Consider the following 12,103-nt stretch of genomic DNA (forward strand, 5'->3'; position numbering starts at 1 on the left):
GACTCTGCATTCCGATGCCCGGCGGCCTCGCGCCGGCCGGGCAGTACATAGTTTGTCCGGGTCCGCTTACTGGCCGCCCTTTTGGACGAAGGCCCTGACGAACTCTTCAGCGTTGGATTCCAGGACGCCGTCGATTTCGTCAAGGAGATCATCCACACCCTGCGTCGCATCCGAGGCTTGGGCTTCGGGTGCTGCCGGTGGGGCCTCCGGGACGTCCACTTCAGTCTCGGTGTCCCGTGACTGCGGTTGCTGCTGTTCCTGAGCTGCCATTTCATTCTCCCTACTGTCAGCCCCCGTTTGTGGGGACTTCCTACTGCCATATTGCCACGCCGAGGGCTGCTGCGCCCGGCTTTGCCGGGGCACCATTTTCCCTTCGGCCTGAACGACTCATTCCTTGGGTGGCGGCGGTTTTTGGCCCAGCAATTCGGCCAGGAACGAGCCAGCCTCCTGATGCCGGTCAAAGAGGGCTCCAGTGAGCGCCCGGGTTCCCCGAAGCGGTTCCCGGGTGGGGACACGCTGCAGTTTCCCAAGTCCCGGAACATCGAAGATGACAGAGTCCCAGCTGGCGCCAACAACGTCTTTGCCGAAGCTTGAAACGCACCTTCCGCGGAAATACGCGCGCGTGTCCGACGGCGGTTCACTCACCGCCCTGCCGATATCGGCGTCGTCGACGATCCGGATCATCCTGTCCCTGGACAGCATCCTGTAGTAAAGGCCCTTCTCCGGGCGGATATCGGACCATTGGAGATCAACCAGCCCGAGCCTGGCATTGTCCCAACCAAGGCCGTCCCGGTTCCGGTACCCCTCAATGAGGGACTTCTTGGCTACCCACTCCACGGATGATGCCGCAGCGGCGGGGTCGCTGCCCAGCAGTGACAGGGTGGATTCCCAGCGCTCAAGGACGCCATGCGTGTGCCCGTCGCCAGTGACGGAATCGGCAACTCCGGTCTCTTGCGCCAGCTTTGCGGCGGCCTCGTAGTACATCCACTGGATGTCCAGGGCGGTCACTCTTCGTCCGTCGAGCAGTCTTACCGTGGTGGTCAGGGTTGTGTCATGGCTGATGGCCTGCAGCGCCTGAACCGGTTCGTGGACCTCGATCCGGGGCGCTTGGCCAGCCTCAATGAGACTGAGAACCATGGCCGTGGTGCCGAACTTCAGGTAGTTGGAAACCTGGCTGAGGTTCGCATCGCCGATAATGACGTGCAGCCGCCGGTACTTATCCGCCGTAGCGTGGGGCTCGTCCCGGGTGTTGATGATGGGGCGTCGGATAGTGGTCTCAAGGCCCACCTCAGCCTCGAAGAAGTCTGCCCGTTGGCTGATCTGGTAGCCGGCAGTGGAACTGTCCTGTCCGATCCCCACACGTCCGGCTCCACAAATCACCTGCCGGGACACGAAGAATGGTGTGAGACCGCGGATGATGTCGCCAAAGGGAACGGAACGCGGCATGAGGTAGTTCTCGTGCGAGCCATAGGACACTGACTTGTTGTCAGTGTTGTTCTTGTAGAGATTGATCGGCGGAAGGCTGGTGTCTGCCGCTACTTTCCTCACCGTGGCAAGTGCGACGAGATCGCCGGCCGCATCCCAGGCCACCGCATCCCGCGGGTTGGTGACTTCAGGGCTGGAGTACTCCGGGTGTGCATGGTCCACGTAAAGGCGGGCACCGTTCCCGAGGACCATGTTCATGAGGAGCGAACCGGACTCGTCCTGGCCGTCCAGTTCCAGTTCCTGGCGGCCATACGCCAACGCGACTGCCTCGGCGTCGAGCACAGGCGGTTGGTCAGTCAACTGGCTGGGATCGGCGGACGCCCGGTCCACGGTCCAACCGCGGGCATCATGTAAAGGTTCTTCGTCGGTGTAGTCCCAACGGGTTTCCGCCCCCCCGGCAGCACGTTGGCGCGTGACCGTGGCGTAGGCCTGGATGATCCGGGCGGACATCATGGTGGCATTCGCCCCCGGCGCCGATGGCGCATGGATTCCGTACTCGGTTTCTGAACCCATGACGCGCATGGCGCCGCCCACAGGCAACCTGTCCCCGGGCACGCCCTCGGTTTTGGCCGTCACAGGTACTGGCCCGTGTTGGCTGTGGTCTCGATCGATTTGCCAGGTTCCTGGCCGGCCTTGCCTTGCACGATCGTACGGATGTACGTGATCCGTTCACCCTTCTTCCCTGAGATCCGTGCCCAGTCGTCAGGGTTTGTGGTGTTCGGCATGTCCTCGTGTTCCCGGAATTCATCCACCACTGCACGCAGCAGGTGATCGATCCTCAGACCCTTCTGATGGTTGGTCAGCAGGTCCTTGATGGCGTACTTCTTGGCCCGGTCCACGACGTTCTGGACTACGGCACCTGAGTTGAAATCCTTGAAGTAAAGCATTTCGGTGTCACCGTTGGCGTACGTAACTTCAAGGTATTCGTTCGATTTCTCGGTGGAGTACATGGCCTCCACCGTGCGCTGGATCATGGCGTCGACAGTGGCTTGGACGTCCCCGCCGTACTCAGCCAGATCCTGTGCGTGGAAAGGCAGGTCCGTGGTGATGTACTTGCCGAAAATATCTGCAGCAGCTTCAGCATCAGGACGCTGGATCTTGACCTTTACGTCAAGGCGGCCCGGCCGAAGGATCGCGGGATCGATCATGTCCTCGCGGTTTGAGGCACCAATGACGATCACGTTGTCCAAGCGCTCCACGCCGTCGATCTCGCTGAGCAGCTGCGGGACGATGGTGGTTTCGACGTCGGAAGACACACCGGTGCCACGGGTCCGGAACAGCGAGTCCATTTCATCGAAGAAAACCACTACGGGGCTGCCATCGGACGCCTTTTCGCGGGCACGGGAGAAGATCAGCCGGATATGCCGTTCGGTTTCGCCGACGTACTTATCCAGAAGCTCAGGACCCTTGATGTTCAGGAAGTAGCTCTTGAGGTCGGTGTTGCCGGCGCGCTCAGCGGCACGGGCTGCCAGGGAATTGGCCACGGCCTTGGCGATGAGGGTCTTGCCGCAACCTGGCGGACCGTAGAGCAGGATGCCTTTGGGCGCCTTGAGCCCGTGTTCCCGGTACAGGTCCGGATGCAGGAACGGGAGTTCAACAGCGTCACGGATCTGTTCGATCTGGGGACCGAGGCCGCCGATGTCCTGATAGGTAATGTCCGGGACTTCTTCCAGGACAAGGTTCTCCACCTCAGCGCGCGGGACTTTCTCCAGCGCGTAGCCGGTGCGCGAATCCAGTGACAGCGCGTCTCCCACCTTCAGGTGCACGCTTTGCAACGCTCCGGAAAGCCGGACCACTCGCTCCTCGTCCGCGCGACCAACTACCAACGCGCGGTCCTTGCCCAGCATCTCCTTGAGCGTGACGAGTTCACCCGCCCGCTCGTAGCCGAGGCCGGCAACCACCAGCAGAGCCTCATTCAAAAGGACTTCCTGGCCTACGGCCAGTTGGTTGACGTTCACCAGCGGGCTGATGCCAACGCGCATCTTGCGGCCTGCGTTGAAAATGTCCACGGATTCCTCCGTGGCGGCCTGCCCGGAACTGCCTGGGCTTGGCTGCCTGCGGGGGTTGATCTGAACCACTGTTCCGAAGCTGTAGGGCGGTTGGCCTTCCTGCTCCAAAGCACCCTTCAAACGGAGGATCTCGCTCTTGGCCGTTTCAAGCATGCTGACGAGCTTGCTGTTGTTCTGGGTGGCGGCTGCAAGCTGACGGTCGATGTGGCGAAGCTTGTCCCGGAGGATGTTGATCTGGCGTTCGGCCACGGTCAATTCACTGGATGGGTCGGGCGGCTGGATGGCGGCAAGCCTCCGGTTTGCTGCCTCTTCAGCTGCGGCGTTAGCTTCCTCCGGCGTCGGCCGTCCAATGTCGTTGTTGTTCGACGTATCCACGATTCATCAGCCCCTTCCTGCGCTTAACAAGACCTTAGTCCCGAAAAGCTCAGGGTGCTTGGTGACATCCGGAATGCGGACCCTATTGTGACCTTTTCAGTTTGTGACCGAGGGATCGTCCTGGACGTTGGTTCCGGCGATGGCATCACGTGCGGCGCGCCGGAGTTTCTTATCTGATACGGCACGCTCCCCTACTGCTCCCGGAGTCCAGGCGTTCAGGTCTTCTTCGCTGAACTCGGTCTTGGAAGGGCGACGCTTGACGGAGATCCCAGTGACTCCGTCAGCGAGCCGCCTGGTGACCAGGAGGAATCCTGTGTGGGCCACCATGCGGTGATCGGGGCGCACTGCGAGTCCTTCAAGGTGCCAGCCGCGGACCATGGATTCCCAGGCATCCGGCTCGGTGAAGCGTCCGTCAGCCCTGATGGCCTCGGCGGTGCGGGAAAGTTGCGTCACAGTCGCCACGTAATTGATCCAGACACCACCGGGGGCCAGGACCGTTGCCACAGCGTCAAGGCACTCCCAGGGAGCAAGCATGTCCAGCACTACACGGTCTACGGAGCCAGGTGCCTCGGCACGGACCACCTCTTCCTGGAAGTCACCCAGGGAGATCTGCCACGCGGGGTGCGGGCCACCGAAAATCGTCTCGACGTTCCCCCGTGCGATATCCGCGAATTCTTCGCGGCGCTCAAAGGAATGGAGGTAGCCGCCGTCACCTACTGCACGCAGCAGGGAAATGGACAGCGCACCGGAGCCCACGCCGGCTTCAACGACGCGCGCACCCGGGAAGATATCAGCCATCGTGACAATCTGGCCGGCATCCTTGGGATAGACGACAGCGGCACCACGCGGCATGGACAGGACAAAGTCCGAGAGCAGGGGACGCAGCGTCTGGTACTGCTGACCAATGTTGTTGCTGACCACTGAGCCATCAACCTTGCCGATGATTTCATCGTGGTTCAGGAACCCGCGGTGGGTATGAAAAGCTCCCCCAACCTCAAGCGTGATGGTGTTCATGCGGCCACGCTCATCCGTGAGCTGCACCCGCTCGCCCACCCGGAAAGGACCACGGCGCCGGGCTGCCCCTGTTGGCTGCGTGGCAGAGTCAGTGGCTGGCTTGTCGGTGCCTTGATCCGTGCCCGTGACAGTGCCTGCGCTTGTCTCAGCCGCGGCGGTTTCGCTGCTCATGTGGTGTTCCTCGCTCCTGGGCGGCTGCGCCGCCATGTGTTGCTGCCGTATGGGCGCCGAAAAGGTTGGTTTGTTTTGTCTGTTTTATGGACCGGCAGGTAACTCTACCGGCAAGGGTGCTAGGCGCGCCCGCTGCCCCGGGCTTCTTTACCTGTAATCGCAGTCACTACTGCCTGCTGGCGCAGCAACCCGGTCACGGTTCCGTTGTGGTCCACCACAGCGTATTCGCCACCCTCCAGCCGCGCCAGATACTGGATCAACTCCTGCCCCTTGGACCATTCCGGGACATAGGCTCCGGCTGCCAGGGCGTGCGCCACGGCGGTAACCGGCGTCGTCGCTATTGCATCGGGAGGGACCGCGGCAGCTGCGCCGGGATCCACCACTCCCTGCGGTTTACCGTCAGGTCCACAAATCACGACGGCGGGACTCCCGGCAGGTGATACCACCAGGACGTCCGCCACAGTAGCCGCGTTCGGGAGGCCCACTGCGGGCTCCGCGAGCCCGGCCGCGCTCACCAGGTAAAGGCGGCTGCGGAGTTTTGCATGGTTGATTGAGCTCGATGCGCCCATCCACAGGAAGCCACACACAAGGACCGTGATGAGCATGAGGCTGATGTCAAGGGGCGCTCCGGTGAGGAACGGCACTCCGATGAACCAAATGACAAGTGCGGCGACGATGACGCGGCCTGACCATCCTGCCGCTATGGTTCCCTTGTCCTGGCTGCCCGTGGCCTTCCATACCGCCGACTCCACCAAGCGGCCGCCATCCAAGGGCAAACCGGGAAGAACGTTGAAGATGCCAATAAGGAGGTTGGCCCACATCAGGATGTTTGCCAGGATTTCCGCGACGCCACCGAGGATGCCTGAAGAAAGGACAGCCCACATGCCGCCGGCCAGGACAAAGTTTGAAACCGGTCCGGCAAGGGCAACGATGACAGAGCGTCCCGGCGATGCAGTGAAGCTCTCGAATTGGGTGTGCCCGCCCCACAGATTCAGGACTATCTTTTCCGTGGGCCAGTTGAACATTTTGGCGCTGAGCGCATGCGCAAGCTCGTGGACCAGGACAGAGAGCGCGAGCAGCAAGGCATAGCCGAGGGCCACAAAGTAGGCCCAGATGCCCAGGTTGGGCATTCGCACCAGCAGGGCAGGCCCATAGACGATGACGGTGAAGCCGGCGATAACGAACCACGAGTACGCGAGGTACACGGAGATTCCCGCGATTTTTCCGAGCGGGATGCCGTCCTTTTTGGTAACAGCATGGTGTGGCGTGGAGGAGCTGCTCACCTAGTTTGCCCCTTCAAGCAGGTTTCCCGGTGCAAAGCGGTCGGCAACCAGTTGGCTGACGTCTGCTGCGGACCGGCCCACCAGGGTTTCCCACATGACCATGCCTGGATACTCGGGCAGCGGAACCTGATGCGGGATGCCCACTGTCAGTACGCCGGATGCCAGGGCAGCCGTAGCGCCCGGAATAGAATCTTCCAAGGCAACACAGTGATCGATAGTCAGCGACGGGTCATCGAGCCGAAGCCGTTCAACAGCCGTGAGGTAGGCCTCCGGATGCGGTTTGCCGTTGACGACCGTGTCTCCCGTGACCAGGAATTCGAAGTAGGGCTTGGGGAGGCTTTCGACGATGACGCCAGCCAGGGGCCCCTCGGACATTGTGACCAAGGCGCACCGGATGCCTTCCTGGTGTAATTCGTCCAGCAACTCGCGTGCTCCTGGGCGCCAGGGAACTTCATTGCGGACGTGCATGATCACCTGTGCGCTGAGGGTATCCACAATTTCCCGGGCTTCGAGGCGGACTCCTGCAGCTTGGAGCACTGCGGCCGAGTGCAGCAGGGACTGACCCACCAACTGCATGGCCTGCTGGTGTGACCAGCTCCCACCATGCGCCTCCACGAGTGCGCGCTCGGCGGCGATCCAGTAGGGCTCAGTGTCCACTAGGGTGCCATCCATGTCCCAGAGCACGGCTTTGAGGAGGGGCTGACTGGATGACGAAGGCATGGTTTCAAGTCTACGTGGAAGCCGGGGCGCTTCCGGCCGGGCTTGCGCTGTGGGCGAATACAGGACACGCTTCGCGTCGAAATGCCATGCATCCACAAGGGTCTTGGACGTAGGGTGAGTGGATGAACAGTGTGGACGGGACCCCCGAAGGACAGGACATCACCGCGGAGCCCGAGCGTTTCCTTAAGGAACCCGCGGAAGGCCAGCGCGTCACCGTAATGATCGCCGCGTTTGAAGGCTGGAACGACGCCGGCGAGGCCGCCAGCGATGCGCTGCACTATTTGAACAAGCTCTGGGACGGCAAGAAGGTTGCCACAGTGGACGCCGAGGAGTACTACGACTTCCAATTCACCCGGCCCACCGTGCGGCGTACGTCCTCTGGTGCGCGCAAGGTCAAATGGCCCTCGACGCGGATCTACAAAGCATCAGTTCCGGACAGCAACGTGGACGTGGTGTTTGTTCTGGGCACAGAACCTTCATACCGTTGGCGCGCCTACACCACCGAACTCCTGGTCCACGCCGAAGCGCTGAAGGTGGACTCGGTCATTCTTGTGGGGGCGCTGCTGGCCGACGTTCCGCACAGCCGGCCTATTCCTGTAAGCACCACCACGGAAGACAGTTCACTGCGGGAACGGTTGAACCTGGAGGCCTCCCAATACGAGGGGCCCGTGGGCATTGTGGGTGTGCTGGCCGAGTTTGCCATGCTGGCAGGGCTGCCAACGGTTTCATTGTGGGCAGCAGTCCCCCACTACGTCGCACAACCGCCCTCGCCCAAAGCCCAACTGGCCATCCTTCACAAGATCGAGGACCTGCTCCAGGTTCCCTTGGACAGCCAAGCCCTGGCGGAAGAGTCCGAGGCCTGGGAACGCGGAGTAGACGAACTTGCCACCGAAGATCCTGAGATTGCCGCGTACGTGCGCCAATTGGAGGAGGCCAAAGACACAGCGGACCTCCCGGAAGCATCGGGCGAATCCATTGCCCGGGAATTCGAGCGGTATTTGAAGCGGCGCGGTAAGGACCGGCCCTAAAGCTCCACGCCGAGCAGCGCGTCGATGGCATCGCCCATAAGTGCGGCGTCCAGCGCAGACACCGGGGAGTTGTTCTTCAATGCCTCATCAGCCCAGCGATCGACGGCGGCAATGGCTCCGGGAGCGTTGAGGTCATTGGCCAGCTCCAGGCGCATGGCGGCGACGAGTGTTGCGGCCGAACCGGCAGGGGCGGCGTCGCGGGCATTGCGCCACCGGGCGAGCCGGTCCTTTGCTGCCGCAAAGTCCTCATCGGTCCAGGACCAGTCCGAGCGGTAGTGGTGGGCGAGGATTGCAAGGCGAATGGCCGCTGGTTCTTCTCCGGCGGCGCGGAGCTTGGAGACAAGTACCAGGTTGCCCTTGGACTTGCTCATCTTTTCCCCGTCGAGGCCCACCATGCCGGCGTGGGCATAGTGTCGGGCGAGCGGAACGCCCGCCAGCGAGTAGGCGTGTCCTGCTCCCATTTCGTGGTGGGGAAAGATGAGGTCCGAGCCGCCACCCTGCACGGTGAATGGTGCGGGGAGATACTTCTGGGCGATGACCGTACATTCGATGTGCCACCCGGGACGGCCGTCGCCCAAGGTGGCCCCCGGCCAGCTGGGTTCTCCTTCGCGTGCTACCCGCCAGAGCAAGGGGTCGAGCGCCTGGCGTTTGCCTGCCCTGTCCGGATCGCCCCCGCGCTCTGCAAAAAGGGCAAGCATTTCCGCTTCGCCGAGACCTGAAACGTCGCCCAGAGTCCATGCGTCCGTGGCGTCGGATCGTTTGCCGGCCATTTCGACGTCGTAGTAGACATCGCCGTCGGGCTCCCCATCAGTACCTTGTACGCGGTAGGCGACGCCGTCCGCAATAAGCCGCTCGATCGCCGGCACAATATCCGGAATGGCTTCGACTGCGCCGATGTAGTGATTGGGGGCAAGGACGTTCAGGGCGTCCATATCGGTGTGGAACAGTTCAATCTGGCTCTGCGCCAGGTCGCGCCAATCCACGCCGGTGGCGGTGGCGCGTTCAAGCAGCGGGTCGTCGATGTCCGTAACGTTTTGAACGTAGTCCACCCGGATCCTGGCATCGCGCCACGCCCTGTTGAGGAGGTCGAAGGCTACATAGCTGGCGGCGTGGCCCATGTGCGTCGCGTCGTACGGCGTAATGCCGCAGACGTACATCGATTGTTCCGGCTGCGGCTCTATCTCCACGACGCGGCCGAGGGCGGTGTCGAAGAGGCGTAGTTGCGGCATGCTGCCGGGCAGCTCAGGAACAGGGCGGGAAGTCCACGATTTCACGACTCAACCTTAGTGCTACGCGCTGATCACATTGAAACCGAGCAGGACATACAAGGCCAGGCCAAGAAGGATGCGGTACCAGACAAAGAGCCTGTAACTGCGTGTGGAGACGAACTTCAGGAACCAGCCGATGATCACGTAGCCCACCACGAAAGCGATGACTGTGGCCAGTGCCGTCTCCGGAAGGCCGTAGGGACCGGCGAGCCCCTCCTTGGAAACTGTTTTGTAGAGCTGGTAGAGGCCGCTGCCGAAAACCGCCGGAATGGCGAGGAGGAACGAGTAGCGGGCCGCAGCTTCACGCGTGTACCCCATCAGCAGCCCGGCAGTGATGGTTCCGCCGGAACGCGAAACGCCCGGAATAAGGGCCATCGCCTGGGCAAGGCCGTACAGAATGCCGTGCTTATAGCTGAGCTGTGTGAGATCCCGTTCCTGGCAGCCAATGGCGTCGGCAACTGCCAGGATCATGCCGAAGACAATGAGCATGGTGGCAACTATCCACATGCTTCGCAGGACCGACTCGATCTGGTCCTGGAACAACAAGCCGAGCACGATGATGGGGAGGCTGCCCAGGATTACCAGCCATCCCATTCGGGCGTCCGGATCGTTTCGTGGGACTTTCCCACTCAGGGACCTGAACCAGGCCCCGATGATCCGCACGAGGTCGCGCCAGAAATAGACAATGACCGCCGTTTCCGTACCCAGTTGGATAATGGCCGTAAAGGCGGCTCCGGGATCGGCTGCATTCGGAAGGAATGAGCCCACGATCCGCAAGTGGGCGCTTGAGGAGATCGGGAGGAATTCGGTGAGGCCTTGCACCAGGCCCAACAAGGCTGCTTCTATCCAGTTCACGTGAATAGACCCTACGTCATGAAGACTGGGAACTCCCCGTAAGCTATCAGCATGCAGCAGCGTTATGTCGGGAACAGCGGGTTCCGTGTCTCCTCTTTGTCCCTCGGAACAATGTCCTGGGCGCAGGAGACGGATGAGCAGGACGCTGCGGAGTTGCTTCACGCTTTCGTGGACGCAGGCGGCACCGTCATCGACACCGCTGCGTCGTATGCCCAGGGCCAGGCTGAGGCCATGCTTGGCTCCATGTTGGGTGATGTCGTATCCCGTTCGGAAGTCGTGATCTCAACCAAAGCCGGTGTTTCGTCGTCGGAATCCAGGCGCAGCATCAACGCATCACGCGGTGCCCTGCTCTCGGCCTTGGACGCAAGCCTGGCAAGGCTTGGAACCGACTATCTCGATATCTGGTTCGTTCAGGAGTGGGACCCGAATGTTCCCTTGGACGAGACTCTGTCAGCGCTGGAGCTCGCACAGAGGTCAGGACGTGCCCGCTATGTGGGAATTTCCAATTACAACGGGTGGCAGACAGCCAAAGCGGCGGCAGTGGCTGGTTTCACGCTTGTAGCCAACCAGTCCGAATATTCCCTGGTGCAGCGAAAGCCGGAGGAAGAGCTCATTCCTGCCGTGGAGGATGCCGGTCTCGGCCTGATGGCTTGGGCTCCCCTGGGCCGTGGTGTCTTGAGCGGAAAGTACCGGGGCCAGATTCCCGCGGATTCCCGTGCCGCGCAGAGCAGGCTTGCTGCCTATGTGGAGACATACCTTGAACCGAAGGCATCACGGGTAGTGGAGGCCGTCGCCATGGCCGGCCGGGGGCTGGGACGATCGCCCCTGGACGTGTCGCTGAGTTGGTTGCTTTCCCGTCCCGGCGTTGCCACGGCGATAGTGGGAGCCCGGAACGCCGTCCAGCTCAAGGAATTGCTGGATGCCAAGTTGACGGTTCTCCCGGCCGAGATTGCGCGTGCCCTGGAAGACGTCTCGGCGGCATAGCCCCCGAGGTCCTTACTGGCGGTCGAGGATGTCCAACAAGTAGCTGCCGTAGCCACTCTTGGCGAGCTTGGAAGCCTGCTGGCGGAGTTCTTCGTCGTTCAGGTATCCCATTCGCCAGGCCACCTCCTCCGGCGCTCCGATCTTCAGGCCCTGCCGGTTCTCGGTGGTGCGGACGTAGTTTGACGCATCGTTGAGGTCGCTGAAGGTTCCCGTATCCAGCCAGGCGGTCCCGCGGGGGAATTTCTGTACGTGGAGCCTGCCTAGCTCCATGTATTGCCGGTTGATGTCCGTGATCTCCAGCTCCCCTCGAGGGGAAGGTTGGAGGTTTTTTGCCATGGCGACGACGTCATTGTCATAGAAGTACAGTCCCGGGACCGCATAGTTGCTTTTTGGGGACGTGGGCTTTTCTTCGATGGAGACGGCCAGACCATCGTCATCGAATTCCACGACGCCGTAAGCACTCGGGTCCTTGACCCAGTAACCAAATATGGCGCCGCCTTCGACGTCGGCGTACTTGCGGAATTGGTTACCCATTCCGGGACCGTTGAAGATGTTATCCCCCAGGATGAGCGCTACTTTGCCATTGCCAATGTGCTGCTCCCCCAGGATGAATGCCTGGGCCAGGCCATCCGGTGTCGGCTGCAGTGCATAGCTGAGGTTTATCCCAAATTGGGATCCATCCCCCAGGAGATTCTCGAACTGAGGGGCATCAGTCGGTGTGGTGATGATCAGGATGTCACGGATTCCAGCCAGCATCAGCGTGCACAGGGGGTAGTAAATCATTGGTTTGTCGAAGACCGGGACCAATTGCTTACTGATGCCAAGCGTAATGGGATGAAGCCTGGAACCTGTGCCGCCGGCAAGAATTATCCCGCGCATATTTGCTGTCCCTCCCGCTGCACTTAGCCGTA

General features: G+C 61.6%; 11 protein-coding genes. 2 read left to right on the forward strand and 9 right to left on the reverse strand.

All coding sequences use genetic code 11. The annotated features are described in order from the left end of the window. Positions 1-66 precede the first annotated feature (66 nt). From AB4Z15_RS14470 to AB4Z15_RS14495, 6 genes are all read right to left on the reverse strand, one after another. On the reverse strand, positions 67-270 hold the full coding sequence (locus AB4Z15_RS14470) for a ubiquitin-like protein Pup (protein WP_216925702.1): 204 nt from the start codon (positions 268-270) through the stop codon (positions 67-69). A gap of 117 nt (positions 271-387) precedes the next feature. Next, the gene (dop, locus tag AB4Z15_RS14475) at positions 388-2,007 is read right to left on the reverse strand and encodes a depupylase/deamidase Dop (RefSeq protein WP_442017870.1); all 1,620 of its coding nucleotides are present in this window, start codon (positions 2,005-2,007) and stop codon (positions 388-390) included. A gap of 50 nt (positions 2,008-2,057) precedes the next feature. Further along, positions 2,058-3,869, reverse strand: coding sequence for a proteasome ATPase (gene arc, locus AB4Z15_RS14480; RefSeq protein WP_442017818.1), 1,812 nt, complete (start codon positions 3,867-3,869; stop codon positions 2,058-2,060). 96 nt (positions 3,870-3,965) lie between these two features. After that, positions 3,966-5,054: a tRNA (adenine-N1)-methyltransferase gene (locus AB4Z15_RS14485; protein WP_442017819.1), complete on the reverse strand. Its 1,089-nt coding sequence runs from the start codon at positions 5,052-5,054 to the stop codon at positions 3,966-3,968. Between the two features lie 119 nt (positions 5,055-5,173). Next, positions 5,174-6,337, reverse strand: a complete 1,164-nt coding sequence (locus AB4Z15_RS14490; protein ID WP_442017820.1) for a site-2 protease family protein — start codon at positions 6,335-6,337, stop codon at positions 5,174-5,176. Further along, positions 6,338-7,057: an HAD family hydrolase gene (locus tag AB4Z15_RS14495; protein ID WP_442017821.1), complete on the reverse strand. Its 720-nt coding sequence runs from the start codon at positions 7,055-7,057 to the stop codon at positions 6,338-6,340. Positions 7,058-7,179: 122 nt separating this feature from the next. On the opposite strand from AB4Z15_RS14495, the gene AB4Z15_RS14500 reads away from it, so the two are divergent. Continuing rightward, entirely contained in the window at positions 7,180-8,085 is a 906-nt protein-coding gene (locus AB4Z15_RS14500; protein WP_431115281.1) for a PAC2 family protein, read from the forward strand. On the opposite strand, the gene mshC is transcribed toward AB4Z15_RS14500, so the two are convergent. Then, complete coding sequence (mshC, locus tag AB4Z15_RS14505; RefSeq protein WP_442017822.1) at positions 8,082-9,359, reverse strand: cysteine--1-D-myo-inosityl 2-amino-2-deoxy-alpha-D-glucopyranoside ligase; 1,278 nt, start codon at positions 9,357-9,359, stop codon at positions 8,082-8,084. The two genes, AB4Z15_RS14500 and mshC, sit on opposite strands and share 4 nt — an antisense overlap. Positions 9,360-9,374: 15 nt before the next feature. Continuing rightward, positions 9,375-10,208, reverse strand: coding sequence for an undecaprenyl-diphosphate phosphatase (locus AB4Z15_RS14510; protein WP_442005324.1), 834 nt, complete (start codon positions 10,206-10,208; stop codon positions 9,375-9,377). A gap of 51 nt (positions 10,209-10,259) precedes the next feature. Between AB4Z15_RS14510 and AB4Z15_RS14515 the strand changes: the two genes are divergently transcribed. After that, positions 10,260-11,192, forward strand: coding sequence for an aldo/keto reductase (locus AB4Z15_RS14515; RefSeq protein WP_442017823.1), 933 nt, complete (start codon positions 10,260-10,262; stop codon positions 11,190-11,192). A 12-nt stretch (positions 11,193-11,204) separates the two neighbouring features. On the opposite strand, the gene rfbA is transcribed toward AB4Z15_RS14515, so the two are convergent. Beyond that, on the reverse strand, positions 11,205-12,071 hold the full coding sequence (rfbA, locus tag AB4Z15_RS14520; RefSeq protein ID WP_442017824.1) for a glucose-1-phosphate thymidylyltransferase RfbA: 867 nt from the start codon (positions 12,069-12,071) through the stop codon (positions 11,205-11,207). Positions 12,072-12,103 lie beyond the last annotated feature (32 nt).

The sequence above is a fragment of the Paenarthrobacter sp. 2TAF44 genome, from assembly GCF_052114885.1.
Taxonomy (GTDB): domain Bacteria; phylum Actinomycetota; class Actinomycetes; order Actinomycetales; family Micrococcaceae; genus Arthrobacter.

Coding starts and splice junctions, on each gene's coding strand:
- AB4Z15_RS14485 (WP_442017819.1), bottom strand. CDS start 5,054: ATGAGCAGCGAAACCGCCGCGGCTGAGACAAGCGCAGGCACTGTCACG.
- dop (WP_442017870.1), bottom strand. CDS start 2,007: ATGCGCGTCATGGGTTCAGAAACCGAGTACGGAATCCATGCGCCATCG.
- AB4Z15_RS14495 (WP_442017821.1), bottom strand. CDS start 7,057: ATGCCTTCGTCATCCAGTCAGCCCCTCCTCAAAGCCGTGCTCTGGGAC.
- rfbA (WP_442017824.1), bottom strand. CDS start 12,071: ATGCGCGGGATAATTCTTGCCGGCGGCACAGGTTCCAGGCTTCATCCC.
- AB4Z15_RS14500 (WP_431115281.1), top strand. CDS start 7,180: ATGAACAGTGTGGACGGGACCCCCGAAGGACAGGACATCACCGCGGAG.
- AB4Z15_RS14515 (WP_442017823.1), top strand. CDS start 10,260: ATGCAGCAGCGTTATGTCGGGAACAGCGGGTTCCGTGTCTCCTCTTTG.
- AB4Z15_RS14470 (WP_216925702.1), bottom strand. CDS start 270: ATGGCAGCTCAGGAACAGCAGCAACCGCAGTCACGGGACACCGAGACT.